At 68.9% G+C, this 25,221-nt stretch carries 25 protein-coding genes; 10 read left to right on the forward strand and 15 right to left on the reverse strand.

From position 1 onward, the window contains the following. Positions 1-248 precede the first annotated feature (248 nt). Positions 249-1,178, forward strand: coding sequence for a TIGR01777 family oxidoreductase (locus VF647_21770; protein ID HEX8454724.1), 930 nt, complete (start codon positions 249-251; stop codon positions 1,176-1,178). 17 nt (positions 1,179-1,195) lie between these two features. Here the strand turns inward: VF647_21770 and VF647_21775 are convergent, their stop codons facing one another. Together VF647_21775 and VF647_21780 are read right to left on the reverse strand one after the other, a co-directional pair. Next, positions 1,196-1,540 (reverse strand): XRE family transcriptional regulator, encoded by a 345-nt coding sequence (locus tag VF647_21775; protein ID HEX8454725.1) that lies wholly within the window; start codon positions 1,538-1,540, stop codon positions 1,196-1,198. Next, positions 1,540-1,995, reverse strand: a complete 456-nt coding sequence (locus VF647_21780) for a type II toxin-antitoxin system RelE/ParE family toxin (GenBank protein ID HEX8454726.1) — start codon at positions 1,993-1,995, stop codon at positions 1,540-1,542. Before VF647_21780 ends, VF647_21775 begins: the two co-directional genes overlap by 1 nt. A gap of 165 nt (positions 1,996-2,160) precedes the next feature. Between VF647_21780 and VF647_21785 the strand changes: the two genes are divergently transcribed. Beyond that, the gene (locus tag VF647_21785; GenBank protein HEX8454727.1) at positions 2,161-2,769 is read left to right on the forward strand and encodes a DUF4142 domain-containing protein; all 609 of its coding nucleotides are present in this window, start codon (positions 2,161-2,163) and stop codon (positions 2,767-2,769) included. A gap of 85 nt (positions 2,770-2,854) precedes the next feature. On the opposite strand, the gene VF647_21790 is transcribed toward VF647_21785, so the two are convergent. The 7 genes from VF647_21790 to VF647_21820 all read right to left on the reverse strand — a co-directional run bounded on the left by VF647_21790 (position 2,855) and on the right by VF647_21820 (position 8,426). Next, positions 2,855-3,106 (reverse strand): hypothetical protein, encoded by a 252-nt coding sequence (locus tag VF647_21790; protein HEX8454728.1) that lies wholly within the window; start codon positions 3,104-3,106, stop codon positions 2,855-2,857. 152 nt (positions 3,107-3,258) lie between these two features. Continuing rightward, a complete protein-coding gene (locus tag VF647_21795; protein HEX8454729.1) occupies positions 3,259-3,846 on the reverse strand; it encodes a TIGR00730 family Rossman fold protein in 588 nt (195 codons plus the stop codon). Positions 3,847-3,984: 138 nt separating this feature from the next. Next, entirely contained in the window at positions 3,985-4,332 is a 348-nt protein-coding gene (locus VF647_21800; GenBank protein ID HEX8454730.1) for a helix-hairpin-helix domain-containing protein, read from the reverse strand. A gap of 425 nt (positions 4,333-4,757) precedes the next feature. After that, complete coding sequence (gene nhaA, locus VF647_21805; GenBank protein ID HEX8454731.1) at positions 4,758-6,110, reverse strand: Na+/H+ antiporter NhaA; 1,353 nt, start codon at positions 6,108-6,110, stop codon at positions 4,758-4,760. 126 nt (positions 6,111-6,236) lie between these two features. Further along, a complete protein-coding gene (locus VF647_21810; GenBank protein ID HEX8454732.1) occupies positions 6,237-6,572 on the reverse strand; it encodes a hypothetical protein in 336 nt (111 codons plus the stop codon). A 139-nt stretch (positions 6,573-6,711) separates the two neighbouring features. Further along, on the reverse strand, positions 6,712-7,299 hold the full coding sequence (locus VF647_21815) for a M23 family metallopeptidase (GenBank protein ID HEX8454733.1): 588 nt from the start codon (positions 7,297-7,299) through the stop codon (positions 6,712-6,714). Between the two features lie 380 nt (positions 7,300-7,679). Further along, entirely contained in the window at positions 7,680-8,426 is a 747-nt protein-coding gene (locus VF647_21820) for a L,D-transpeptidase family protein (protein HEX8454734.1), read from the reverse strand. A 157-nt stretch (positions 8,427-8,583) separates the two neighbouring features. Between VF647_21820 and VF647_21825 the strand changes: the two genes are divergently transcribed. The 6 genes from VF647_21825 to VF647_21850 all read left to right on the forward strand — a co-directional run bounded on the left by VF647_21825 (position 8,584) and on the right by VF647_21850 (position 14,382). Beyond that, entirely contained in the window at positions 8,584-9,306 is a 723-nt protein-coding gene (locus VF647_21825; protein HEX8454735.1) for an energy transducer TonB, read from the forward strand. Between the two features lie 72 nt (positions 9,307-9,378). After that, the gene (locus tag VF647_21830) at positions 9,379-10,005 is read left to right on the forward strand and encodes a hypothetical protein (protein ID HEX8454736.1); all 627 of its coding nucleotides are present in this window, start codon (positions 9,379-9,381) and stop codon (positions 10,003-10,005) included. Between the two features lie 57 nt (positions 10,006-10,062). Continuing rightward, on the forward strand, positions 10,063-10,329 hold the full coding sequence (locus VF647_21835; protein ID HEX8454737.1) for a CDGSH iron-sulfur domain-containing protein: 267 nt from the start codon (positions 10,063-10,065) through the stop codon (positions 10,327-10,329). A 48-nt stretch (positions 10,330-10,377) separates the two neighbouring features. After that, on the forward strand, positions 10,378-11,250 hold the full coding sequence (locus VF647_21840) for a sulfurtransferase (GenBank protein ID HEX8454738.1): 873 nt from the start codon (positions 10,378-10,380) through the stop codon (positions 11,248-11,250). Between the two features lie 107 nt (positions 11,251-11,357). Then, positions 11,358-12,713 (forward strand): DUF4344 domain-containing metallopeptidase, encoded by a 1,356-nt coding sequence (locus VF647_21845; GenBank protein ID HEX8454739.1) that lies wholly within the window; start codon positions 11,358-11,360, stop codon positions 12,711-12,713. Positions 12,714-12,948: 235 nt separating this feature from the next. Next, complete coding sequence (locus VF647_21850) at positions 12,949-14,382, forward strand: amidohydrolase family protein (GenBank protein HEX8454740.1); 1,434 nt, start codon at positions 12,949-12,951, stop codon at positions 14,380-14,382. A 183-nt stretch (positions 14,383-14,565) separates the two neighbouring features. Here VF647_21850 and VF647_21855 read toward each other — a convergent pair whose 3' ends face one another. Together VF647_21855 and VF647_21860 are read right to left on the reverse strand one after the other, a co-directional pair. Further along, positions 14,566-15,243 carry a LytTR family DNA-binding domain-containing protein gene (locus VF647_21855; protein ID HEX8454741.1) on the reverse strand — a complete coding sequence of 226 codons (678 nt, stop codon included), beginning with the start codon at positions 15,241-15,243 and terminating at the stop codon, positions 14,566-14,568. Further along, a complete protein-coding gene (locus VF647_21860) occupies positions 15,240-16,328 on the reverse strand; it encodes a histidine kinase (protein ID HEX8454742.1) in 1,089 nt (362 codons plus the stop codon). Before VF647_21860 ends, VF647_21855 begins: the two co-directional genes overlap by 4 nt. A gap of 215 nt (positions 16,329-16,543) precedes the next feature. On the opposite strand from VF647_21860, the gene VF647_21865 reads away from it, so the two are divergent. Together VF647_21865 and VF647_21870 are read left to right on the forward strand one after the other, a co-directional pair. Further along, positions 16,544-17,998, forward strand: coding sequence for a hypothetical protein (locus VF647_21865; protein ID HEX8454743.1), 1,455 nt, complete (start codon positions 16,544-16,546; stop codon positions 17,996-17,998). Positions 17,999-18,169: 171 nt separating this feature from the next. Beyond that, positions 18,170-19,585, forward strand: a complete 1,416-nt coding sequence (locus VF647_21870) for a hypothetical protein (GenBank protein HEX8454744.1) — start codon at positions 18,170-18,172, stop codon at positions 19,583-19,585. A gap of 229 nt (positions 19,586-19,814) precedes the next feature. Here VF647_21870 and VF647_21875 read toward each other — a convergent pair whose 3' ends face one another. The 4 genes from VF647_21875 to VF647_21890 form a co-directional block, all read right to left on the reverse strand. Then, positions 19,815-21,023: a hypothetical protein gene (locus VF647_21875; protein HEX8454745.1), complete on the reverse strand. Its 1,209-nt coding sequence runs from the start codon at positions 21,021-21,023 to the stop codon at positions 19,815-19,817. 180 nt (positions 21,024-21,203) lie between these two features. After that, positions 21,204-22,943, reverse strand: a complete 1,740-nt coding sequence (locus tag VF647_21880) for a S8/S53 family peptidase (GenBank protein HEX8454746.1) — start codon at positions 22,941-22,943, stop codon at positions 21,204-21,206. A 153-nt stretch (positions 22,944-23,096) separates the two neighbouring features. Continuing rightward, positions 23,097-23,876: a nucleotidyltransferase domain-containing protein gene (locus VF647_21885; GenBank protein ID HEX8454747.1), complete on the reverse strand. Its 780-nt coding sequence runs from the start codon at positions 23,874-23,876 to the stop codon at positions 23,097-23,099. Positions 23,877-24,215: 339 nt separating this feature from the next. Continuing rightward, positions 24,216-25,154 (reverse strand): nucleotidyltransferase domain-containing protein, encoded by a 939-nt coding sequence (locus tag VF647_21890; protein ID HEX8454748.1) that lies wholly within the window; start codon positions 25,152-25,154, stop codon positions 24,216-24,218. Positions 25,155-25,221: the final 67 nt, after the last annotated feature.

Consider the following 25,221-nt stretch of genomic DNA (forward strand, 5'->3'; position numbering starts at 1 on the left):
GTGTTTCCTGATGCGAATTCGGAGCGGCGGGAAATGGCTGCACACCCCGGAAGAGTAGGAGCGGCGCGGGTTTTCGCCGGGTTGCGGTGCAGGACCGAAGATCCGGAGTTATCCACAGCGTTGTGGAGAAAAGTTGGAGCCATTCGGCCTAAGTCTATGTACCGTATCCACTGAACCGCGCGGCCCCTGGATTGCCGTGCGACGACGCACAGAGTTCGTCCAACGCACCCGCACGCCTGGAGCCCGCGATGACCCGCCCCGACCCCTCCACTACGACGATGCGCGTGGCCGTCACCGGCTCCTCGGGCCTGATCGGGGGAGCGCTGGTGGAGCGGCTCCGGCGCGACGGCCACCACGTCGTCCGCCTGGTACGCCGCCCACCCCGCGCCGCGGACGAGGTGCGCTGGGACCCCGAGTCCCATTCGGTGGACGCGGCGGCGCTGGACGGACTGGACGCGGTGGTGCACCTCGCGGGCGAGAACGTCGCGGGGCGCTGGACGGACGAGAAGAAGCGCGCCATCCGCCGCAGCCGCATCGACTCCACCCGGCTGCTGGCGGACGCACTCGCCCGCCGCGCCCACCCGCCGCGCGTGCTGGTGTGCGCGTCGGCCGTCGGCTTCTACGGCAACCGCCGCGGCGACGAGGTGCTGCACGAGGGGAGTGGAGCCGGGAGCGACTTCCTGGCCGGCGTGGTGCGCGAGTGGGAGGAGGCCTCCGGACCCGCCACCCGCGCCGCGATCCGCGTGATGAACCTGCGCTTCGGGGTGGTCCTCAGCGCGCGCGGCGGGGCGCTCGCCAAGATGCTCCTCCCCTTCCGCATGGGTGCCGGCGGGCGCATCGGGAGCGGGCGGCAGTGGATGAGCTGGATCTCGCTCGAGGACGCGGTGGAGGTGACGGTGCGCGCCATCACGGACGACGCGCTACGCGGCCCGGTGAACGCCGTCGCGGGCGCCGCCACGAACGCCGACTTCACGCGGGCACTGGCGCGCGCGCTGCACCGCCCCGCCATCATCCCCGTGCCCCCCCTCGCGCTCAAGCTGGTCTACGGCAGCGAGATGGTGGATGGCACCCTCCTCGCCAGCCAGCGCGCCGAGCCTCGCCGCCTCCTGGAGGCCGGCCACCGCTTCCATCACCCTGCGCTCTCCGATGCCATCCGCGCGGCGCTGGCGAAGGGCTAAGCCCGGGAGCCTCTGCGTCAGAGCTCCACAGTTCCAGATACGAACGAGCCGCCGAGATCTTCGAACTGGTTGATCCGGACGGACCCTTCGGGGAAGCGCGCGGTGATCTCCAGATCGCCTCCCATGGCACGCAGGTATCGGCGCAGCGAGCTCACGTACATGTCCGTGCGGCGCTCCATCTTGGAAACGCCCGCCTGGTTCGTGCCTAGCACCTGCGCCAGCGCTTCCTGCGACAATCGCCGCGCCTGACGCAGCTCGTGCAGCGGCATCTCTCGAAGCATATCGGCGGTTTTGCGGGCTGCCTGCTCGAGCGTCTCTGAGTCGGCTCCCGCGCGAATCTCGCTCCACTTCTTTCGTCCCATCAGATCAATCCCTCTCGTTGAAGCAGTATGAGGTGTACATCATAAAGATCATCCGCCAGCGGCACGTAGGTGTCGTCCCATCGGTCATCACCCGTCTTGTCGCCGCCCAGCAGGAGGATGGCGGCCCGTCGGGGATCGAAGGCGTACAGCACCCGGTACGGCCTGCCCGCGTGCTGAATCCGAAGCTCGCGCATGTGCGAGTGCCTCGATCCTCGGATCCCCGAGGTATGGGGAAAGCCGAGGTACGGGCCTCTCGACTCCAGCAGGTCGACGCTCGCGACCACATCCTCCTTCTCCGCCGGACTCAGCGCCTCGAACCAGGCAGCGAACTCGTCCGTACCCTCGATCTCCCATGCCATGGAAGGAATGTACCAGATCGACCGCATTCCGTCAATGGAATTGATACGTACAGCACGGAGGCCGAGGTCCGCGCATCCGTGGCTGAACGGCGTCATGCGGTAACACCGCTCCACCAAACACGTTGCCGTGTGTTGTCCCGGATACCAAGAATGCAACTTTGTCAAACGTTTGTGCATACCTCTTGCCTCAAAGGCCGCGCCCCAACGTCGGGGCCGCCCGGATGCGGCGGCCCCAGGGTTCACTGAGCGGTAGGAGGAAAGATGGGCAACGCGAAGATGCAGTTCCGTGGTCTGGCGGCGTGTGGGCTGGTGATGGTGACGGCGGCGTGCGCCACGACGGCGGAGATGGGGGCGTCGGCAGGGGCGGGCGGGGCGTCGGTGAACGCGTCGGCCACGGTGATGACGGACGCGAACGTGGCGGCCGTGGCGCACGCGGCCAACATGGACGAGATCCAGACGAGCCAGGTGGCGCTCCGTCGCTCGCAGAACGCGCAGGTCCGCGAGTTCGCGCAGATGATGATCACGGAGCACACCGCGGTCGACCAGCAGATGATGCAGATGCTGCAGGCCAAGAACATGACCCCGCAGCCGAACGCCGCCGCGCAGGCCGCCATGCAGGCGACCCAGGCCACGCTCGCCAACCTGAACCAGCGCAGCGGGATGGACTTCGACCGCGCCTACATGATGCACCAGGTGCAGGCGCACCGCTGGACGCTCACCTCGCTCGACCAGTCGCTGATCCCCTCGACCCGCGACCCCGAGATGAAGGGGTTCCTGAGCACGCGCGTCCGGCCGGCCGTGGCGATGCACCTGGAGTCGGCGCAGCGCATCAACGCGTCGGTCGGCGGCTCCGCGAGCACCGGCAACTGAGGTAGCACGCAGGGCCGGAAAAAAGAAGCGGGGCACGCCGATGATGGCGCGCCCCGCTCTTCTTCATGTATCCAGCACGAGCTCTCTACTGCGACGGGAGCTGTTCCATCTCGTCGGAGCGCGGCGGGCGGGTGGAGCCGCCGCGCTGCAGGGTGCACACGAGGGTGGTCACCTCGTCGAGAAGCTCGGGGGAAAGACGGGGGTAGAAGCTGCGCGCGAGCTCTTCGATCTCCACCGGCGTGGAGCCGGGGCGAGCCGCGCTGCGCACGGCCAGCACCCGCGAGTCGCGGATGGCGCGGGCCGTCTGTTCGGTGCGCCGCTTTCTGGCAGCGGCCATCTCTGAGGCCAGATCCACAACGTCGGACATCGGCAACCCTCCGGGATAAAGTGTGAGGGCAGGGCTCACCCTGCGCACTTGTGCTGAGGCAATATAACCCATTCAGCGCATAAGTGTGCAGTTTATCTGGAAATCTCCGCAGGAACGTGCGATCAGCGCTCGCCGTCGCGTATCCACTTCTCCATCGTGGGCGGCTGAAAGCGGGCCATCGCGTCGAGGAGCGTGGCGGGTTCGGTGGCCTCCAGCACCAGCCCGCGGTGCGCCTCGCGGACGAACCCCTCGCGCACGGCGTGATCGAAAAGAGCGAGGAGCGCGTCGAAGTAGCCATCGACGTTGAGGACGCCGCACGGGCGCGCGTGGATGCCGAGCTGCGACCAGGTCAGCGCCTCGCACAGCTCGTCGAGGGTGCCGTAGCCGCCGGGGAGCGCCACGAACCCATCGGAGAGGTCCACCATCAGCGCCTTGCGCTCGTGCATGGTGCCGGTGACGTGGAGGGTGGTGAGCCCCTGGTGTCCCACCTCGCGCTCCATCAGCGCGCGCGGAATCACGCCCGTCACCTCGCCGCCCGCGGCGAGTACCGCATCGGCGACCTCGCCCATCAGCCCAACCTTTCCTCCGCCGTACACCAGCCCGATCCCCCGCTCCGCCAGCAGCCGCCCCATGGCGCGCGCCGCCTCCGCGTACACCGGCCGCGTCCCCGGGCTCGACCCGCAGAACACGCACACGCGTTTCATCTCCATCGGTACGATTTCCTGGTGGCGGGTGGCGAGTAAACTCGCGGCTACAACAGCACAAAGTCCGCCTGCGCGGACTCGCAGTCCAGTGCCCGTGTGCACGAGCCGGCTTCAGCCGCCTTCGCGTGGTTCCAGCCGGGGGATTTATCCCCCGGCGGCCACGCCCCCGGATCTCGGCGCCGAGGGCCCGTCACCGGCCTTTCGCGTGAACGCCGGGCCGCCATCCTTCCAGCTCCACCAGCGGAGGAGCTCCGGATCGTGGCGCTCCTCGGTGGCGAAGTAGACGGCGCACCGAAATACGTACAGCATGCACCGGTCGACGTGCATCCCCTGTTCGCGGCAGAGGTCGTCGTAGAGGGTCTGCGGATCGCGGCCGCGCAGCTCCTCCACGCGGCGGAAGCCCAGGCGCCACAGGTCGTCCGCGATGGTGGGGCCGACGCCCGGAATGCGGCGCAGATCGCGAAGCGCGGCGGCCTTTGGAGAAGCGTTCATCGGGATTCGTGTGCGGGGAGTGCAACCTTTCGGGGCGTTCTCACGTCCAAAAGATCGGGAGTGGATGCGCGGAGCGAAACCCGGGGGGGAATCGTCCCGTAGCCATCTTTCGTGAAGTGGTACGAAGCTCACCAACCCTTAATCCTTTTGCCGCAACACGGTGAAGGAAGGGAAGGTACCATACGACGAGCACCGGGCGGAATTCGAGAACGCCGACGCTACCCCCACCTCTCGCTTAATCGCGTCCTCCGGGTGGGCACGGCTGAGAACCCAGACCACGGGCTCGGGAAGTACACGATGGGGGGAAATGGGCGATGAAGCCCGTCGGCCGAGAGGCCGGCGGGCTTCTCGCTTTGGAACAGAAGTGCGTGAGTGCGTGAGTGCGCAGGTGCGTTTGGATCCAGCGCACTCTCGCACTAACGCACTCACGCACTTTCCGGCTTCGCGGCCCGGCGCAACATCGCCCACCCGACCGCGCCAGCCAGAATCGACGCGGTGAAGATGCCGATCTTGGCCTCGGCGACGAGGGCGCCGGGGGGGAACGCGAGGGCGGAGATGAAGAGCGACATCGTGAAGCCGATCCCGCCCAGCCAGCTCACCGCGTGGATGGAGCGCCAGGTGACGCCGCGCGGAAGCGCCGCCATCCGCGTGCGGACGGCGAGCCAGGCGAAGAGGGTGATGCCGATCGGCTTCCCCAGCACCAGGCCCACGATCACGCCCAGCGTCACCGGGTGCGTGAAGGCGGCGCCCAGGTTCCCCTCCAGGCGGATGCCGGCGTTGGCCAGGGCGAAGATGGGGATGATGGCGAAGGCGACCCAGTGGTGGAGCGTGTCCTCCATCCGCTGAAGCGTCGACTGTGCCTGGATGCACGTCGTCTCCAGGTCCTGGATGATGGCCTGCTGGCGGTCGCTGGTGAGGATGCGCTTCCCCTCCTCGCCGGTGTCGTCGAAGGCGTCCAGCAGGCGGCGGCCGCGGTCCAGGAACTCGTGCGTGTCGATGCGGGTGCGCACCGGGACGGTCATCGCCACCAGCACGCCGGCCACCGTGGCGTGCACGCCGGACTTGAGGAAGGCCAGCCAGACCAGCACCCCCACCAGCGTGTAGGTGATGGGAAGGCGCGCGCCCATCCGGTTGAGCAGCGCGAGCACGCCCAACAGCAGCGCGCCGATCCCGAGCGCGCTCCACACGATCTGCTCCGTGTAGAAGAGGGCGATCACCAGCACGGCGCCCAGATCGTCCACGATGGCGAGCGCGGTCAGGAACACCTTGAGCGCGAGCGGCGTGCGCGGCCCCAGCAGCGCCAGCACGCCCAGCGCGAAGGCGATGTCGGTGGCCATCGGGATCCCCCACCCCGCCGCACCCTCACCGCGCGCGTTGAACAGGGCGTAGAGGATCGCCGGCACCACCATTCCGCCCAGCGCCGCCGCGGCGGGTAGGGCGGCGCGCTGCATCGACGCCAGCTCCCCCGCCAGCACCTCGCGCTTGATCTCCAAGCCCACCAGGAAGAAGAACACGGCCATCAGGCCGTCGTTGATCCAGTGGTGCAGCGAGTAGGTCAGGCCGAACCCGGGCACGCCCACGGTGAGCGGCGTCTCCCACAGGTGCTCGTACGATGCGCCCCACGGCGAGTTGGCCCACGCCAGCGCCGCGATCGTGCTCACGATCAGCACGATCCCGCCCGCCGACGCGGTGCTGAAGAAGTCCTGGAACGGCGAAAGGAGCCGCTCGATGGGCGTGGGGCGCTGGGGGGGCAGCGCGAAGGTCTGCTTCACGTCCATGGGCGCGTCGTCTCGGTTCGGATGTACCGGCCCGGCGCCGGCCCGAACAAGCTAACCCCGACCCCCCCATCCAGAGAACGATTGCAGCTTCGAGTCAGCGGTTTACCCGAAACGGGGAAACGTGCCTCAAATCCTCTCCCCGGAACGCAGCCTCGCGGAGAGCTCCGCGACGTCCAGGGTGGCGCCGTCCGGATCGGGACCGGAGTAGCGCGCCACCAGCTTCTCGAACACGGACGCGACCTGCCCCGCATCCACCGAGTGCGCAACGAACGTCTGCACGGCGTGCTGAAACGGCGTATCCTGCTCGTCGTTGAGGAGCGCGGTCGCCAGGTAGAGGAGGATCCTGGCGTGCTCCTCCACCGAGAGGCCGGCCTTCTCCGCATCCTCCCGCAGCGCCTCGCCGAGCTGGGGCGGCAGTTCCAGCGTAATCCGCATCTCTTGCGTCTCAGGCTTCTGGTTCACTCGAGCGGTCGTGGATGATCCGCCGTACGACGCGACAACCTGGCGCGGGCTCTGCACGAATCCCGCCCGCGCGGTTCTCCCAACGGCGCAGAGGCGCGGAGGATGATCTCCGCGCCTCTGCGCTTCGTGGGATGGTGGGTCAGCGTCCTTCGCGCGAGCGCGCGGCGACGCCGGCCAGCATGGGGTACGGGTTGACGTTCTCCCCCTGCCACCAGCGGCGCGGGTCGTCCAGGCGCGACACGCTGAAGTGCAGGTGGAAGTTCCCGCGCCCCGCGTTCCCGGTGTCGCCCACGTACGCGATCACCTGGCCCCTGACGATGGGGAGCCCCTCGCGCAGCCCGGCGGCGTAGCGCTGCAGGTGGGCGTAGTAGTAGAGCGTCCGCCCATCGCTGGCCAGCTGGTAGACGGTGACGCCGCCCAGCCCGCCCGTGCGCAGCTTGAAGATGGTGCCGTCGCCGGCGGCGAGCACGGGGGTGCCTTCGGCGGCCATGATGTCGATGGCGTTGTGCACGCGCCCGCCGGAGCGCGGCGACTCGTAGCTGTCGCGAAGCTGCTCCGGCCGGATGCCGCGCACCGGAATCGCCAGCGACGCACCCGGCGCGACGTACGCATGCGCCCTCGGTCCGTCAGGCTCGGAGTTGCCCATGCAGGCGGTGCCAAACAGCGCGGCGGCCACGACGGCGGCGCGGCGCAGGCGCCCCGGGAGGGGCCTGTAAATGGGATACATGATGCGGCGGGGACGGGGTCCGTCGGAGAGTCCGGGCGAGGTGCCTGGGGGGAAGAGTCTATACGGTGCGCTTTTACGGCGCTCAGCGCAAGGGGAACGTTAAGGGAGTTTGAGCAGGCGAGTGAACTCGCAGCAACAACAGCACAAAGTCCGCCTTCGCGGACTCGCGGGCGAGATCTCGACGCGTCCCGCGTTCCTCCAGCCGGCTTCAGCCGGCTTCGCGTCGTTCCAGCCGGGGGATTCATCCCCCGGCGCTGGGCGCCGATGCTCGCTGCGGCGCACCAACCCCGCCGCCCCAACCTGCGAAGGCAGGTTTCCCGCGGTTGTTGCAGCGGTTTCAACCGCCGGCCCCCATCCGGCCCACCTAACCTGACCACCCCTCACGGCAAACCCCACCCCCTGCGCAACCGCCGGTACTCGGCCTCCGGAAGCTGCACCAGCACCGGCCGCTTCCGCGGATCCAGCCAGCGGAGGATGCGGCGGACGTCCTCTTCTGCGAAGGCGGTGCAGCCGACGGTGGGGGCGCCGGGGCGCGAGCGGATGTGGATGAAGATGCACGAGCCCCGCCCCGCCACCGCCGGCCCCGTGTTGTGATCCACCCACACGCCCCAGCGGTACAGCCCGTCCGTACGCCGCATCTCCTCGTGGCTCGTCCAGTCCGGCGTGACGGTGTCGCGGTCCACGCGCTGGTTGTAGAAGCGGGAGGCGGAGTCGTCCACGCACTCGATGCTCGGGTCGCTGGCGTGGTAGGGGAGGCGGACCCAGCGCGCCGAATCCGCCGGGGCGTACCCGAAGGCGGAGCTCAGCCGGAATACCCCCGCCGGCGCTTTCCCATCCCCCTCGCGCTTCACGGGCCCGGCGCCCTGGTCCGCAGGGGCGTGCAGCCCCGTGCCCCATCCCAGCCCCGCGCGTCCAACCGACGCGCTCATCGCCGCCCCCACCTGCGCCCATGGCGAGGTCGGAGTGCGCCGCGCGAAGAGCCGCACGCGTGCCGTCGTCGCATCCCACCCTTCGGTCGTGGAGACGACCGCCTGCAGCGGCGGCTCGGAGCCCTGCGCGTGCACTGTGGCCGCGGGGAGCGCCGCGGCGGCGAGCACGGCGGCGAGGCGGATGCGGATCGAGAGCATACGGTGCCTGTGGTTCAGGGGAGCGGGGGACGCTGGATGTTACCCCGGCCGAGCCTGCGCGGGCAACCCGGGAGAGTACGCCATCTGTTTGCAAAACCGCACACCGTGGCTATCTTCCCGACATTCTTCCGCAGCCAACCGCCGCCCCAGTGCCTTCATGACTATCCGCCTTCCCCGCCCCGCCGTCCTGGCCGCCGCCCTCCTCGCGCTCACCTCCGCCGCCGCCAGCGCACAGGCGCCCATCGCCACCCGCGTGCCCGGGCAGCGCTGCGAGACCGTGCCGGACAGCGTGCGCGGCCCCACGCCCGGGCAGCTCAACGAAAGCCGGCAGCTCCGCGCGCAGCTGGTGGAGATCGGGCGGCGCAACGGCGTCACCGAGCCGCAGGGGCTGCTCCTGGTGGACGTGGACAGCACGCGCAAAGGAGTGCTCCTCTTCATGCACTCCAACTACCCGGAGCCGGGGGTGGCGCAGGTCACCGCGGCGGTCGACAAGTACATGGAGTCGCTCCCGCGCGGGCGCGGGTACCAGGCGCTGATCCGCGTCGATGGCGAGTACCCCGCGATCCTTCCCGGGCGCCAGCACTGCCGCCCGGTGCTGCTGAACGAGCAGGATCGCATCGACATGATCGGGCAGGCGGTGCTGAACCACCCCGAGCGCGGCAAGCTCCCGGCGCCGGTCACGCGCCAGGCGGTGGTCCTCCTCGTCGCGAACCGCGAGGGCGGCGTGTCGCTGGCGGTGGTCGCGCGCTCCTCGGGCGACGAGTACCTGGATCGCGCGGCCGAGGAGATCGGGCGCAGGCTGCAGTTCGCGCCGGCGACGCTGGACGGCGTTCCCTTCGATGCGCGCTTCCGCTTCCCGGTGGGCTTCCATATCCAGTAGCGCGCTGGCGCGGGTCCGGCCGGGGGAGTAGCTTTCCGCGCTTCCCGCACACCGCACCCGCTCGTACGCACGATGGAACTGCTGCCGCTGCTGACCGCCGTAAGCCTGGGCTTCCTGCACGCGCTGGAGCCCGACCACATGGCCGCGGTCACCACCTTCGTCTCCCGCCGCCCGCGACCGCGCGAGGCGGTGGGCTTCGGGCTGCGCTGGGGTCTGGGCCACTCCGCGGCGATCCTGGTGGCGGGCTCCGCGCTGATCGCGCTGGGCATCCGCGTGCCGCAGGGCGTGGTCAATGGCCTCGAGTTCGGCGTTGGGACGATGCTCCTCGCGCTCGGCGTCTGGCTCCTGTGGAGCGTCGCCCACGGCGAGGCGCACGCGCTGGCCGAGGGCGAAGACGATCCGCATCCGCACCGCCACGGAAGCCTGTGGGTGGGGATGGCGCACGGCCTGGCAGGCACCGCACCGCTCGTGGCGCTGATCACCGTCACCGTCAGCAGCTCGCCCTGGGTGGCGGGGATGCACCTCTTCTTCTTCGGCGTGGGGACCACGGCGGGGATGGGGCTGTACGCCGCGGTGGCCGGCGCCGTCTTCCATCGCGCGCGCCACCGCATCCCCGCACTGGGCGGCACGCTGCGCACCCTCACCGCGCTCGGAAGCGCCGTGCTGGGAATTTTCTGGATGGCCAACGCGATCGGATGAGGAACAGGGGACGTTGATCCCTGATCCCTAAATCCTATTCCCTACTTGGAGCACATGATGACGGACGGCAGCGAAGCGGCGAACAACGAGGCGGCGGTCACGATCCTGGCCCGGCACAACGGGCCGTTCGTGGTGGAAGGTCCCTTTCGCTTGATCGATGCGGATGGCAACGAGTTCCCGGTGGTGGCGGGCAAAAAGGTATCGCTCTGCCGCTGCGGCGCCTCCACACGCAAGCCGTTCTGCGACGGCACGCACAGCAATATCGGCTTCGACGCCGCGGAACGCGCCGTGCGCGAGCTGGAGGAAGGAAAGGAGCAGGGTTGATGCGGCCCTGATCCGCATCTCCCGATTTGCCCGTACAACCGAGGAACCATGCCCGACTCCACCCCGATCGACCAACGCGGCTACGCGCACCCCGACGCGCTCGTCTCCACCGAGTGGGTGGCCGCGCACCTGGATGACCCCTCCGTGCGCCTCGTGGAGTCCGACGAGGACGTGCTGCTCTACGAGGTCGGCCACATTCCGGGCGCCGTCAAGATCGACTGGCACACCGACCTCCAGCACCCGCTGAACCGCGACTACCTGGACGAGGAAAGCTTCGCCCGCCTGATGCGCGAGCGCGGCATCTCGCCGGAGACGACGGTGATCTTCTACGGCGACAAGAACAACTGGTGGGCCACCTACGCCCTCTGGGTCTTTCGCCTCTTCGGCCACGACCGCGTCAAGGTGATGGACGGCGGCCGCAAGAAGTGGGAGGACGAGGGCCGCCCCATGACCACCGACGCGCCGCCGTATCCCCCGTCCGAGTACCCCCTGCCGAAGCGCGACGACGAGCGCATCCGCGCCTTTCGCGAGGACGTGCTCCAGCACATCGGGCAGCGCGGCCAGCTCGTGGACGTCCGCTCGCCCGAGGAGTTCAGCGGCGAGAAGCTGCACATGCCGGACTACCCGCAGGAAGGAGCCATGCGCGGCGGCCACATTCCGGGCGCGAAGAGCATGCCCTGGGCGCGCGCCGTGAACCCCGACACGGGCGAGTTCCGCTCCGCCGGCGAGCTGCGCGCGCTCTACCAGGAGCAGCTCGGCCTCGACCCCGCCCAGCCGACCATCGCGTACTGCCGCATCGGCGAGCGCTCGTCGCACACCTGGTTCGCCCTCACGTACCTGCTCGGCTTCCCCAACGTCCGCAACTACGACGGCTCGTGGACGGAGTGGGGCAACTCGGTGCGCCTTCCCATCGAGAAGTAAGCGGCGGACACGAACTCTCGAAGGGCCGGTACGAGACATGTACCGGCCCTGGATTGTTTCATCGCGTCGTCCAGAATGAGCCTTTCTCTTGACACAATCCCCGGGGGATGAAATCATTCCTGACGTACCGCTTGATCCCTACCCGCCTGACCTGCTCTCCAGAAAACCTCCTTGTGTCGCATAAGCGACCCACACCGCTTTTCGGCGGCGTGGCGCTTTTTTTCTGGTGCGCTCCCGCTCGCAACTCGTTCTATCCCACGCCTTCGCAGAGTCAAACGCCCATGAACGCACGCAGTCGTACGAGCATCCTGATCTTCTTAACCGCCGTGCTTGCTGGAGCGGCACCGTCCTCTGCCGTAGGCCAGCGGGGCTTCACCGTAGCCATCCGCCCGCCGGTCCAGAATCCCCAGAAACACACACGTTACCAGCAGTGGCTGCAGCAGAGCCAAATGCTTCAGCAACTCGCACGGAGCGTCAATCAAGGCTTCAACATTCCGCAGCAGGCTTATATCACGGGCGCAGAGTGCGGACAGGAGAACGCCTTCTGGCAACCCGAACAGCGCGTTGTCGTGATCTGCTATGAAATGATCGACGCGATATTCAAGGAATTCCAAAACGACGGGCTCACGCCGGAGCAGTTCGGGACTGCAGTCGCGTCTAGCACGATCTTCATCGTCATGCACGAGGTCGGGCATGCGCTGGTCGATCTGCTAGACTTGCCGGTGACGGGCAGAGAGGAGGATGTGGTCGACCAGTTCGCCACCATCGCGCTGGCGCAGGACAGCCCTGAGCTCGCGCTCTGGGCAGCCGTGTTCTGGCGTACGAAGAACGATCTCGGAGACATAGGCGTATTTCGAGCCGACCCGACACCGTTCGACGATGAGCACAGCTTCGATATGCAGCGCTTCTACAACGTGCTCTGCTGGACTTACGGCAAGGACCCGCAGAACCGTGGTCAGATCCTTTCAGAGCTACCGCAGGGACGTGCCGCACGTTGCCCCGGCGAGTACCAGCGGATGGCCAGCTCGTGGGACCGCATCCTGGCTCCTCATCAACGTGGCGCCACCACCCTTCCGCCTCCTCCCCGTGCGCCGAGGGTCGCGAACGTGGGTGGCACATGGGACATCGTGGAGCAGATCGGATCGCTCACGTCGGATTTCTACTGCGAAAGCCGCATCCAGATGAACGTCCAGCAGTTGACGCAGGTGTTCACCGCGCCATACCGACAGACTGGGCGGTGCACCATCAACGGACAGCAGATCGATAATCCGGGAAACGGCGAAATCGAGCGTGGCACTGTGGACGCCAACGGAATGCGCTTCCAGATGGAGACCTGCAATTACGCAGGGGTTCTCCAGGCCGGGAGCCCTAATGTAATCGTCGGGAATCTTGCCTGCGCAGTCAATCAGGAAGACGGCACGACACGGACTGTGAATGGAGTCTGGCGCGCAACTAGACGATAATCTGGTACGCCCGCCACACATGCGGGATGAACAACGAAGAGGCACGGTGGGGATGGCGCTCCCCGTGCCTCTTCATGAACGGCTAACGGAGCCACCGAGAGACCCCAAAGGTTTTCTCTGTGGCTTTCCGTTTGTTCTGTGTTCTTTGTGTGAGGCCGTTTTGCTTGAGCTTGGACGATACGGAAGCTACCGTGCGACGATCGCCGATTGCGGTTTCCTATATCCGGGCTCCCCCATGCGCCGCACGACGCTCTTCGCCCTGCTCGCCTGCGCGGTTGGATGGCACCCGCTCAGCGCCCAGCTCGCGCTCACGCACGCGAACGTGGTGGACGTGGAGCGCGGGGTGGTGCTCGCGGACCGCACGGTGCTGATCTCGGGGAACCGCATCGTGGCGGTAGGCACCGGCGTGCGCGTGCCGGGCGGCGCGCGGGTGCGGGACGCGCGGGGGAAGTACGTGATCCCGGGATTGTGGGACATGCACGTGCACACCTCGCGCGAGGGGCGGGCGCGCCACTTCTGGCCGCTCTTCCTGGCGAACGGCGTCACGGGCGTGCGCGAGATGGGGAGCTACCTCGACACGCTCCAGTACTGGCGTGCGGAGGCTCGGCGGCCGGGGAGCGGAGCGCCGCGCATCATCTGGTCCAGCCCCATGCTCGACGGCGTGCCGACCTCGTGGGTGCACGGCTACGGCGTTCCCGATGCGGCGCGGGCGCGCGTCGTCGTGGACACGATGCAGCGGCTCGGCTTCGACTTCCTCAAGGTCTACGACCGCCTCACGCGCGACGCGTACTTCGCCATCGCGGCGCAGGCGAAGCGGCGCGGGATCCCCTTCGCCGGGCACGTGCCGCGCGCGGTCACCGCCATCGAAGCGAGCGATGCGGGGCAGCGCAGCATCGAGCACGTGCTCGACGCACTGCACCTCGCCTGCACGCCGCGCGGCACCGAGTTGCTGACGGATTTCACCAGGGCGCGCGAGTCGCTCGGGCCCGCCGCGGACTCCACCCGGGCGGCGCTCCGGCGGCTTCAGTCCGCTGTCGTTCAGGGGCCGGTGGAGGACGCGTGCCGGCCCCTCTTCGCGCGGATGGTGGCGAACGGCACCTGGATGACGCCCACGCTCACCGTGACGCACGGCCAGGTGCCGCCCGAAGCGCTCATCGCCGACCCCCGCCTGCGCTTCGTGCCCCCCGCCCTGGCCGCGCGCTGGCGCAGCTCCGCCACCTCCGCCAACCCGGAGGAGGTCCGCCTGGAGCGCCGCCTGGAGGCGAACGCGTGGAGGCTGGTGGGCCTGGCGCATCGCGCGGGAGTGGGCATCCTCGCCGGCACGGACGCGAGCGATGAGGCGTACGTCTTCGCCGGGTCGGGGGTGCACGACGAGCTCGCCCTCTTGGTCGGCGCCGGGCTCTCGCCGCTGGATGCGCTCCGGACCGCCACCCTGAACCCCGCCCGCTACCTCGGCGCCCTGGACTCGCTCGGCACCGTCGCGCCCGGCAGGCTGGCCGACCTCGTCATCCTGGACGCCAACCCGCTGGCCGACATCCGCAACACCACGCGCATACACGCCGTCGTCGCGAACGGCCGCCTGATCGCCGCAGCCGAGCGCGCCCGCCTCCTCGCCCGCGCCGCCGCCGAAGCCGCCCGCGCCGGCACCGCCCCGCCCGCGCGCCGCTGACCCGCTTATCTCACGCAGAGGCGCAGAGACGCAGGGGGAGAACAACAGAGAAAAGCCTCACACAGAGAACACAGAAGGAACTGAAAGCCACAGAGAAAATCTTTTGCGGTTCTCTCTGTGTTTCTGTGTCTCTGTGTGAGCCATGCAGTTGCGGTTCTCTCCCGCGTCTCTGCGCGAACGGTATCACCTGCCGCGCACGCGCTCCAGCAGCCACCCGCGGCGACGGCGGCTGACGGGGATCACGATGCCGCTGACCAGGGTAACGTCCGCGGCGCCGATGCGGCGGATGCGGTCCAGGTGCACCAGCGCGCCGCGGTGCACGCGCACCAGGCGGGTTCCCGCCAGGCGCGCCTCGATGGAGGCGAGCGCCTCGCGCAGCAGGTAGCTGCGTCCGTGCGCGTGGATGCGCGCGTAGTAGTCGTCCGCCTCGATCCACTCCACTTCGTCCACGCGGATCACTACCTGCCCCCGCGCGCCGGGAACCAGGAAGTGGTCCGCCGCGGGGAGGCGGCGGCGGGCGCGGCGAAGCGCTTCCTCGAACCGCTCCTCGCGCACCGGCTTCACCAGGTAATCCACCGCCTCTACGTCGAAGGCCTCCAGCGCGAACTCGCCGTACGCGGTCAGAAAGACGACGGCGGGCGGCGCGTCCGCGCCCAGTGCGCGCATCACCGCGAAGCCGTCCAGCTCCGGCATCTGGACGTCCAGGAAGAGGAGATCCGGACGGAGCGCGCGGATGGCCTCCAGCGCGGAGCGTCCGTCGCCGCACTCGCCCACGATCTCCACGTCCGTGTGCGGCGCCAGGAGCTGGTGGAGGCCGCGGCGCGCCAGCGGCTCGTCGTCCACCACCAGGGCGCGGATCACGGCGCCCGCCGCGGAAGGCGGAGGCGCGCCTCCGTGCCGCCGCCCAGCACGGGCGCCACCTCCAGCGACGCGGCGCCGCGATACAGCTCGCGCAGCCGCGCGGCCGTGTTCCCCAGCCCGATCCCCGGCTCCATCCGCCCGCCCGGGAGCCCCGCGCCGTCGTCGCGTACCGTCAGCTCGATCATCCCATCCTCCACCCGCGCCGCCAGATCGATGGTGCCGCCCGCGGCCAGCGGCGCGAGCCCGTGGCGCAGCGCGTTCTCCACCAGCGGCTGCAGCACGAAGGCGGGGACCGGCGTGTCCATCGCCTCCGGCGGGAGCCGCTCCACCACGCGCAACCGGTCGCCGAAGCGCACCTTTTCGATCTCCAGGTAGCCGCGCACGAAGGAGAGCTCGCGCTCCAGCGTCACGAACTGCCCGGCGTCGTTCTCCAGCACTTCGCGCAGGAGCCCGCCCAGCAGGGTGAGCATGCGGGCCACCTGGCGCGACTCGCCGTCGCGCGCCAGCACCGTGATGGCGTTCAGCGTGTTGAAGAGGAAGTGGGGATGGAGCTGCATGCGCAGGGCGCCCAGGCGGGCCTCCGCGAGCTGCGCGCTCAGCTGTCCCGCCTCGTCCCTGCGCCGCTGCGCCTCCGCGTGGTGCTCGTACGCGTGCGCCACGCCCAGGAGCCCGAAGTAGGTGAGCGTGGTGAGCGGAAGCGACGACACGTACCAGCGCCAGAACATCCCGCCGGGCGGGTAAGGCATGGGCGTGGGGCTGAACGCGCGCATGGCCGCGGTGGCGACCCCCGCGTACACCGCCGCCACCACCAGCGAGACGGCGAGGTGCAGCGGCAGCGTCGTGGCGAGCGAAGCGCGCCGCACGGGGAGCCGACGCGCCAGCGCGAAGGCGAGTGGCGTGGCGAACGCGTACACGAACCACGCGGGCGACTGCGTGGCCACCGCGCGCCACGCCGCGAACGGGCGCCCGGCCAGGCGCGAAAAGGTGTACGTCTCCAGCGCCGCCAGCAGCGCCGGCACCGCCCACACCGCCAGCACCAGCGGCCAGCGAAGGCGCACCCGCGCGTGGTCCTCCGGCAGTGCCATGGAGCTCCTGAGTGCCGAGTGCCAGGTGGATTGGGACGGATGCACGTTACCCCGGCGCGCGGTCGCGAGGCAAGGCGCGACGGGCGGCCGCGCGGGCCGTTCGCTGCACGGGCGCGGCCGGTGGCTGCAACGACGTTGCGGGGCCCGGATGGGGCCGGTAGCGTGGGGCACGGGAGCCGGTTCCCCGCCTGCCTCACGAACTCCGAAACCAGCCGATGCACACACGACGAATCCACCTCGCGGCGCTCGCCGCGCTCCTCCTGGCACCGCCGGCGTCCAGCGCCCAGGCGCGCGCCTCCGTCCCCGCGCTCGACACCGCCATCGCGCGGATGGGCGGCGCGGAGCGGCTGGCGGCCGTGCAACGCGTGCGCCTGGAGATGGTCACGCAGTGGCAGCGCACCACCTTGGCCGAGGGACCATACGGCGACGCACCCTCGTACGAGCTGAACACGGAGCTCCGCGACTACACGCGCGCCGCGTGGCGCAACACCCGGCGCTCGTACGGCGGCGGCGCGTGGCGCGAGATCGTGGACGTGGTGCTCGACAGCGTCGCCATCCGCCACCTTCCCGCGGGGTTCCCCTCCCCCTCCGCGCCCGGCGGATGGGCGCCGCTCAACGTGGCGTACGTGGACGAGCGCCATGAGCTGTTCGCCTTTGCCCCCGAGCGGCTTCTCCTGGCGCTGCGCGGCGCCCCCGATCTCCGCGCGCTGCGGGACACGGTGGCGGCGGGCGTCCGCTACGCCCGCGTGGCCGGCACGGTGGACCGCTTCCGCGCCACCCTCCTGGTGCGCCGCGGCGACGGCTTTCCCGCCTCCGTCCACTTCGCCGCGAGCGCGCCCAACGACTTCGGCCTGGTGCCGTGGGGGCGGATGGAAGTGGCGATCCACTACTCCGCCTGGCGCCCGCAGGAGGGCCTCGTCTACCCCTTCCAGTGGGACGTGGCGCGGGTCGGGCGCCCATACAAGCGGATGTCGATCCTTGGGGCGCGCTTCAACCCCGAGGCGTCGCCGGACTCCTTCGCCGTGAGCGACTCGCTGCGTGCCGCCTACCTGGCGACCGCGCGCCGCCCCATGCACGACCTCCCGCTCGCCTCCGCGAAGCGGGTGGGAACGCGCTTCGCCACCTTCGCCACCTTTGGCGCCCCCGCCGGCGCGGTGAAGGTGGGCGGCCAGTGGCTCCTCCTGGAAGCCGGGCAGGCGCCGCTCAGCGCCGAGCGCGCGACGCAATGGCTCGCCGGCGCCGACCCGGGGAGCCGCGTGGGCGGCGCGATCCTCACCCTCACGGCGCCCGGCAACGGCGGCGTGGCGCACCTCGCGCGGGAGCGGGTCCCGGTGTACCTGGCCCCAGGCGCCCTCCCCTTCGTCGCCGCGATGCTGCGCGGCCACGGCGTCGCCTCCGCCCCGCCCGCGCCCGTCCGGAGCGCCCGCTGGCTCACCCTGGCCGGCGACTCCGTGTGGATGGAGCCCATCGACCTACCCGACGCGCCGGGAGCCATGCTGGTCTACCTCCCCTCGCTGGAGTGGGTGTACTCCGGCACGATGTCGAACCCCATCCACCGCGGCCTCGTCCTGGCGCGCGTCTGCGGCCGCGGCTGGGCGGTGACGCGTGCGGGCACGCCTTCGCCCGCGTTCGAAGCGCCCACGCGCGGCAGCCTCTGCTCGGCGCGGTAGCGGCAAGCATGTCGGTGGACATTGGACACAACAAGATTGCAAATGGCGACCAGTTGACGTACAGTGCCTCGGGACTCGGATCTCTTCCGGCCATGGAGCGAGGTGCGCCCGGTAGCGTTCACCCCCCTCGATGCTCTGAGTGCCTTACTCCTGCAAGAAGGTGGGCAACAGATGCGTCATTCTTTCAAAGTGATCATGGTCGCCGTGCTCGTGGCCGGCGCCTGCCGCGAGAGCCTCATCGACGCCAGGCCCGAGCCCGGGATCCGCTTCACCGCGGGGGTGGGGAGCACCGACACGATCCAGGCGACCCCCGTCCAGGCTCTCAACGTCCGGGTGAACGAGGCGGATGGCAAGCCTGCCCGGGGAGCGGTCGTGCGCTTCGAGGCGGTGCTCTCCGCCGTGAGCTCGCTGCCCTCCATGACTGTGGGAACGCTCGCCTCCGCCCCGCTGATGGAGACGGCGGTCGACACCACGGACGCCAGCGGCGTAGCGTCCATCCTCGTGCGGTTCGGCATCATCGCCGGCCCGGGAAAGATCACCGTCACCGTTCCGGCGCTCGGCTTCCAGGACACCGCGCGCTACACCGTCACCCCCGGCGCGGCGGTGCGGACACACGTCACACCACGGGACACGGCGGTCTACCTCGACGGATCGGTCACCCTGCACGCAATGGTCATCGACCGCATCGGCAACTGGCGCCTGGAGGTACCCACGCTCAGCAGTCCGGAGGGAGTGTCGGTCTTGGGACACACGGTCAGATCCTCCAGCTTCGGGCGGCACGTGGTGCGCGCCGCGTTCCCGGGCATCACGGGGGACAGCGTGTACGTCACGGTGCTCCCGCGGGGGCGCCTGGCCGCCGTCCGCGGCTACATGGGCAACACGCTGGTGATGATGGATCTCGACGGCAGCAACCGGGTCGCCGTACCGCTGCGAGGCCCGATCTCGGGCATCGACTGGGCGCCCGACGGCAGGGTAGTGGCCGGCGTGGCGAACTCGATCGGCTCGGCCAACGTGCTCGAGGCGGTCTCCCCGGCAGGGCAGTCTTCCACGTTCCTGAGCGGCTCGCTGGCCACGGAGGGCGAGGACTACCCCGTCTTCTCCGCGGATGGGAGGTCGGTGTTTTTCGGCGGGCATGCAAACAACCGCCAGACGACGCTATGGAGAGCTAATTCGAACGGCACGGAAAGCCAGTCGTCGTCGTTAAGCCTGCGCTTCGACTGGGGCTTCAGCTATGGCCCTTCGCCGGACGGCACGAAGCTGGTGCACTCCGGCTTCCTCTACGACCTGCAGACGCGAACCGTTACCTGGCTGGATACGCCCGCCGAAAGCTGGCGCTGGTCTCCCCTCGGGGACCTGATCGCCTACAACAGCTTCTCCCTTCTGGGCGTGATCAGGCCCGACGGCACCGGGCGCCGCGTCTTGTCCAGCACCTACACCGGCTCCACGGACCGAAGCGTCGACTGGTCCGGTGACGGCAAGTATCTCGTGATCCGCTCGGGAACCGCGCTGGAGCTGTTCGAGGTAGCGTCCGGCAAACGGGCCATGTTGCCGTTCACCACCGACTTCACCCAGGCCGTGCTGAAGTAGGCGTCCCGCTTCAGCATACGGCATGACGGGCCCGCACCTCTCCGGATGGTGCGGGCCCGTCGCGGTTCTACAGTTCACGCCGCCGCCCGGGCCTCGCCCAGCCGCACGCGCAGCAGCAGGTCGTGCAGCGCGGCCCGCGTCGCAAGCGAAGCCGTCTCCAGACTACGACGCAGCCGAGCACGCCGCCCCGCCGCTGAGGCGCTCGTTCCGTTCGCACTGGAGCCAGAGCCTACTCGGTCTGGCCGGAGACGCGGACCGGCAGCAAGCTGCATCTCAGCTCGCCTCCGCGACAGAGCGGCACGCTGCCGGCCGGCACCCCGAGCTGGCTCTCCTCGTTTATCCCCCAGCAGTAGACCACTCCGTCACTGCGCACTCCGCAGGTAAACCCAACCCCGACGTCGACCTGCTTCCAGCTCGATCCGCCCGCCACCGGCAAGGGGACGGCGCTGCAGTATGCGCGATCGGCCCCGCAGCCGGCGCTCGCGGCCTCCGTGCCGAGCTGCCCACCGTCCCGGGTACCCCAGCAGTACGCCGCCCCTTCGGCAGTGAGCCCACAGGTGTTGCTGAATCCGGGGCTCAGCGACGCGAACCGGTGTCCGGCGGCGACGGCGCGAATGGGAGCACGCTGCGTCAAGGTATCTCCGACCCCCAGGATTCCCATGGTGTTCCGCCCCCAGCAGTACGACTCACCCGTGGTCGCCACCGCGCAGGCGTGATCCGCGCCGGCCGAGATCGATGTGAACCGCCTTTCACCCTGGACGGCGGCCGGCACAATCGCGCACGGTGTGCCGGAGAAGCATCGGGCGCTTGGCTCGGATCCGAGCTGTCCCGTCAGATTCGTTCCCCAGCAGTACGCCCTGCCGTCGGTCGCCACCCCGCAGGTAAACTGTTCCCCGGCCTCCAGGGAGCGGAACCGTAGCTCCCCGGCCACACGCGCGGGCTCCAGGCGGTCCAAGCGTGTGCCGTCGCCGAGCTGGCCGTCCGCGTTGCGCCCCCAGCAGAAGGCGGCGCCGTCCCTGTCCAGGGCGCAACTGTGCGTGAGTCCTGCCGTGACCGACGTGTAGCTGTTGTCTCCGCGCACACGCACCGGCACGTCCGAACCGTCGCCCGATCCGTTGCCGAGCTGCCCAGCGCCGATGTCGCCGCCTGCGCCCCAGCAGCGCAGGGATCCATCCACCGCGAGACCACAGGTGTGATAGTAACCGGCGGCGAGGCGTGTGAAGCGCGGCGCGTCTTTTACGGGAACCATGCTCGCTTGTTCGTCCAACCCACCGTTGCCGAGCTGCCCCTGCTTTCCGCGTCCCCAGCAATACGCACGCCCACTCTCCGTCAGCCCGCACGCATGCCGCGCTCCGGCAACCACCTGGGCGAACGGCTCGGCGACCGCTTCCGGGCTGAGCGCGTTGTCGCAGCCGCCCGCCAGCAGGAACACGAGCACACCAAGGCTCCTGTGCGTCTTACTGCGCGGCCGGGGTGCTGCATTTGCGCAAACCATCGAACACCTCTTTGCTTTTCTGGCTCACCTGAAACGGGCGGCGCTTTCCGCATACGCCAGGTGAGCACACCCTTCATCCGTCCACCCCGGTTTTCGGCGTGGGCCGGTACGATGTTCATGTTCTCACAACGGGCACGTGGGACAGGCCTCGTCTGGATTGGAGGATGTCACGCTTATGCGAGCATGCCTGTAGATGCTCTGCCCGTCTGACCCGTCTCGTACGATCAGCGAGAGCGCATAGTACTCGGTTCGTCCGGCGCTCGGGCAAAGCCTCATGGTGGTGGACGTTCCCGTGCTGCCACTGCTCCACTGGTAGGTGATGGGGCCGTCGCCGCCGTAATGGACAGCTCCATACGTTTTGTTAATGCACTGAGACAGCTTGTAGCTGAACTGACAGCGATCGTTGAAGCAACCCGCCATGTTCACCTCGTACAGCCCGCCCAGCGCCTTCATCGCGTTCGGATAGCCGTACCCCGTGAAGCTGTCCCACCCAGGCCCCGAGTCCTCGTTCACCACGTCGGTCGCTGCCCAGATCATCCGGTCACGGACCTCGAAGTTACGCATCCCCGGATAGCGCGAACGAATGAGCGTGGCAATTCCGGACACCAATGTGGATGCGTTCGAAGCTCCACCCGTGGTGCCCCACGGGCCCCCGTCGATCGAGTGATGCCCGGTGGTACTGTGACCCACCGGAGCCGAGAGGGCGACTTCCGGGCCCGCCCAGCTCTCCGGAATCTTCCGCTTCGTGTTCAGGTCCAGGCCGGTAACCGCGATGACCCGTGGGTGCTGCGCCGGGAAGGCGACCCCCCAGATGTACCCGTACGGGCAGGTGGTTCCCGCCGCGGCTACGAACAACACATCGTAATTGTCGTAGAGGAAGTAGATGTTGTCGCTGACGCCGTCGTACCAGTTGTCCGCGCGCAGCGCCATGTTGACGACACGCGCCCCCTGCTCACGTACGGAGATGTCCAGCGCCCGGTTGATCCGCCACATGTCCACGGATATGTAGCCGTTGCCATGCCGTACACTGATGGCCCGCGCCCCGTACGCGACGCCCACGGTGTTCGTCCCGTTGCGCGGCGCCGCCAGGGCACCCATCTGGTGCGTCCCATGGGAATTGTCGTCCTGGCCGGTAATCACCCGGTTCTCGACGTCAAAGGGAGTGACACCCGCCAGCTCCGGCTGGAATACGTCGATCCCGGTGTCGACCAGCGAAACCGTGACGCCACTCCCGGTGCTCCGCAGCCAGGCACTCGGAATCGCCATGGCATCGAACACCAGCGGAACGGAATCGCCTCCGAGAGGACGCGCACCGTAGATCGGTGAGCTGCTGCTTCCGTCAGATGTGCCGCAAGAAGACATCAGAGAGGGACCGCCCACTCCGATCGCGCTGCCGCCCTCCAGATAGTACGGATTTAGATACACGGCCGGCTCTACGTAGTCTGAGAACGGCCAGCGCTGAAGCCGGGCGAGCGCCGCTGGAGTGAGAGGCCTGACTCGAACCATCGGCAGATACTCGCTCACCTCGACGACGCGCATCTCCGGATCATGGCGGAGTGATTCCAGCGCATGCTCCCAGACCGCATCGGGTACGACCCGCTTGCCTTCGATCATGCCCCGCCGGGAGCCCGGCTCTTTGACGCCTACCGTGACGGTAGTGTCAGCCTGAACGATGTAGCCCCAGAGACTTTCCGCCGAAGCACGAACCCACTTCCCTTTCCGCGCCAGACTATCTCCGGCTTCCAAGGATTGAGCGGCCCGGCCCGGCGCACCCGCGCTGGGGCTGACGAGCGCCGCAGGATCGTCGCACCCGGCAGCCGCGATGACAAGCACCAAACCGCTGAGGTAAAGCCGAATCTTCACCGTATAAACTCTTGTCTGAGGGGAAAACTCTTAGAACGACTTATGGCGGGAATCAGGTTATGAAACTTAGCGAAATCTTGCTAAAGCGCCAAGGGGGCCAAAACTAAAGGCACGGAGAAAGACGCTTCTCCGTGCCTCCGGTGTTCGGTCCCTTCACGCCGCCGCCCGGACCTCGCCCAGCCGCACGCGCAGCAGCAGGTCGTGCAGCGCGGCCCGCGTCGCCGGCGAAGCCGTCTCCGGCAGGCGGCTGAGCTCGGCGGCATCGGCGAGGGCGCGGCACAGGCGGAGGAACTCCACACGGTGGAATACCGCGTCCGCATCGCCGAGTACCGACTGCTCAGCACCGGCCGTCTTGCGGTGGATCAGCTCGTCGATGTACGGCAGCCTCATTTCCCTGTTGCACGCGTAAAGGGAGGCGACCACATCGCCGCTCCGCATCATCCGGATGCCGGTGAGGAGTACGCGGTACACGTAGAGGAGGGGCTTCACGCGGCGCGGCTCCTCCTTCTCCCACAGCCGCCACTGGTTGTGCGCGAAGCCCAGGTAGTGCCGCACGCAGCGGCGGGTGATGCAGCCGCGCGCGATCTCCTTGAGCTCCTCGTGCTCGGGCGTGGTGTGCACCACGAGCGGCGAGTAGAGCTGCTCCAGCACGTAGCCGTTGTCGCGCAGCAGGAGCGCAAAGAACTTGCGCGCGTCGTGGGTCACCAGGTCCACCTCCGCGCCGCCGCGGACGTGGCTGCGCTTCACCGTGTCCTCGCCCTCCTCCAGCCCCGCCACGGCGGCCAGCGGCAGCACGTGGCACCCGCGCAGATCCCAGTCCGAATCGCCGGACGGGAAGCCGTAGAGGTGCGCGCCGCTCACCGTGGCGAACAGGAGGGGATAGGGGTGCGCGGCGGTCTCGGCGCGCAGGGGTTCGTTCTTTATCATCAGCATGGGTCACCGCCTTTGGTGCGTTAGTGCGTTAATGCGTTAGTGCGTTGGGGTTTGTGCCCCCCCGTTCTATGTCATCCTGAGAGCGAGCCGCCGTCACGATCAGCCGCAGTGCGCTCCTCACTCCCTGCGGCGAGCGAAGGATCTAGCCGGCGAAGCGTGAGGACCGAGGGTCGTCACAGGCCCCTCGCCACGCGCAGTAGATCCTTCGCTACGCGCCACAGATTGGTGATTGGGAGAGGGCAGGGCGGCGCGTCGCTCAGGATGACAAAAAGTGCCGTTCCTCCTGTCCCCGAAGCGCACTCACGCACTCACGCACTAACGCACTCACGCACTAACGCACTAACGCACTTCCGTCCCCACCGCACTGCGCCGGGCACGGATCAGGTATCCGTTCGCCCACGCGTAGTCGGGGCGATCCGGGAGGCGCGTGGATGCGAGCGCGGCGTCGAACTCGCGGTGGAGCGCGAGCCTCCATTCGTTCACTTCGTCCCACGGCGCCGCGCCCGATTTGATGCCCAGGAGCGCGGCCCGGTTCTCCTCCACCCGAACCGGGACGTGGCCGTCGCGCAGGGCCGTGATGCCGCTGATCAGCAGGCGCACCAGGTGCATGGCGTGCTTCCACCTGGGCGCGCCCGTGTTGCGGACGTCCTGCTCCAGCTTGCGGAACTGCGACATCACGTAGCCGTTGTACGTCTGGTAGACGATCTTCGACAGGAAGCGCCCCCGCTCGCGCAGCAGCTCCTCCGCCAGCGGCGCCGCGTGCTCGACGCGCGGGGAGTAGAGCACTTCCAGGATGTTGGGGTTCGCCTTGAGCGCGAGCCCCAGGAACTTCCCCACCTCCCAGTAGCACTCCTCCGTCGCCACGTTCTCCAGCTGCTCCGGCACGCCGTAAAGCGACCAGTGAAGCTCGGCCGGGGGCAGGTACACGCCGCGCCGGTCCACGTCCGACTCCTCGTCGTCCAGCCCGTACGCGCGCGAGCCCACCACCACGCGCAGCATCACGTGCTCGTCTAGCGAGTGGTCGCGCAGCACGCCGCCCAGCTCCGCCAGCGTCTCCGCCTGCAGGTGCTTGCGGATGGTGAGCTCCGTCCTGGGAAGCGACAGCTCCGTCCCGTCCACCAGGCGCACGCGGTAGGCGTGCGTGTGGTCCGTGGGCGCGCCCACCACCTTGCCCACGGAGCCCGCCGGCGCCAGCGGCCGGCCCGCGCCCGTGGCCGCCGCCCGCCGCAGCACCACTTGCGTGCCCACGGGAAGGATCAGGTTCAGGTTGTACGTCATCGTATGCCCATCCCGGGGGCGTGCCGCGCGGGCACGCCCCTCAGTGTGTTGTCAGGTTGTCGAGCGG

Origin of the sequence: Longimicrobium sp. (assembly GCA_036387335.1) — a bacterium.
Lineage (GTDB): Bacteria > Gemmatimonadota > Gemmatimonadetes > Longimicrobiales > Longimicrobiaceae > Longimicrobium.

What these genes read in the sequence shown, in the direction of transcription:
- VF647_21770 (HEX8454724.1), top strand. Translation starts at nt 249, where the DNA reads ATGACCCGCCCCGACCCCTCCACTACGACGATGCGCGTGGCCGTCACC.
- VF647_21885 (HEX8454747.1), bottom strand. Translation starts at nt 23,876, where the DNA reads ATGCTGATGATAAAGAACGAACCCCTGCGCGCCGAGACCGCCGCGCAC.
- VF647_21815 (HEX8454733.1), bottom strand. Translation starts at nt 7,299, where the DNA reads ATGTATCCCATTTACAGGCCCCTCCCGGGGCGCCTGCGCCGCGCCGCC.
- VF647_21840 (HEX8454738.1), top strand. Translation starts at nt 10,378, where the DNA reads ATGCCCGACTCCACCCCGATCGACCAACGCGGCTACGCGCACCCCGAC.
- VF647_21825 (HEX8454735.1), top strand. Translation starts at nt 8,584, where the DNA reads ATGACTATCCGCCTTCCCCGCCCCGCCGTCCTGGCCGCCGCCCTCCTC.
- VF647_21785 (HEX8454727.1), top strand. Translation starts at nt 2,161, where the DNA reads ATGGGCAACGCGAAGATGCAGTTCCGTGGTCTGGCGGCGTGTGGGCTG.
- VF647_21780 (HEX8454726.1), bottom strand. Translation starts at nt 1,995, where the DNA reads ATGACGCCGTTCAGCCACGGATGCGCGGACCTCGGCCTCCGTGCTGTA.
- VF647_21860 (HEX8454742.1), bottom strand. Translation starts at nt 16,328, where the DNA reads ATGGCACTGCCGGAGGACCACGCGCGGGTGCGCCTTCGCTGGCCGCTG.
- VF647_21795 (HEX8454729.1), bottom strand. Translation starts at nt 3,846, where the DNA reads ATGGAGATGAAACGCGTGTGCGTGTTCTGCGGGTCGAGCCCGGGGACG.
- VF647_21835 (HEX8454737.1), top strand. Translation starts at nt 10,063, where the DNA reads ATGACGGACGGCAGCGAAGCGGCGAACAACGAGGCGGCGGTCACGATC.
- nhaA (HEX8454731.1), bottom strand. Translation starts at nt 6,110, where the DNA reads ATGGACGTGAAGCAGACCTTCGCGCTGCCCCCCCAGCGCCCCACGCCC.
- VF647_21830 (HEX8454736.1), top strand. Translation starts at nt 9,379, where the DNA reads ATGGAACTGCTGCCGCTGCTGACCGCCGTAAGCCTGGGCTTCCTGCAC.
- VF647_21800 (HEX8454730.1), bottom strand. Translation starts at nt 4,332, where the DNA reads ATGAACGCTTCTCCAAAGGCCGCCGCGCTTCGCGATCTGCGCCGCATT.
- VF647_21890 (HEX8454748.1), bottom strand. Translation starts at nt 25,154, where the DNA reads ATGACGTACAACCTGAACCTGATCCTTCCCGTGGGCACGCAAGTGGTG.
- VF647_21865 (HEX8454743.1), top strand. Translation starts at nt 16,544, where the DNA reads ATGCACACACGACGAATCCACCTCGCGGCGCTCGCCGCGCTCCTCCTG.
- VF647_21870 (HEX8454744.1), top strand. Translation starts at nt 18,170, where the DNA reads ATGCGTCATTCTTTCAAAGTGATCATGGTCGCCGTGCTCGTGGCCGGC.
- VF647_21820 (HEX8454734.1), bottom strand. Translation starts at nt 8,426, where the DNA reads ATGCTCTCGATCCGCATCCGCCTCGCCGCCGTGCTCGCCGCCGCGGCG.
- VF647_21775 (HEX8454725.1), bottom strand. Translation starts at nt 1,540, where the DNA reads ATGGGACGAAAGAAGTGGAGCGAGATTCGCGCGGGAGCCGACTCAGAG.
- VF647_21845 (HEX8454739.1), top strand. Translation starts at nt 11,358, where the DNA reads ATGAAATCATTCCTGACGTACCGCTTGATCCCTACCCGCCTGACCTGC.
- VF647_21790 (HEX8454728.1), bottom strand. Translation starts at nt 3,106, where the DNA reads ATGGCCGCTGCCAGAAAGCGGCGCACCGAACAGACGGCCCGCGCCATC.
- VF647_21850 (HEX8454740.1), top strand. Translation starts at nt 12,949, where the DNA reads ATGCGCCGCACGACGCTCTTCGCCCTGCTCGCCTGCGCGGTTGGATGG.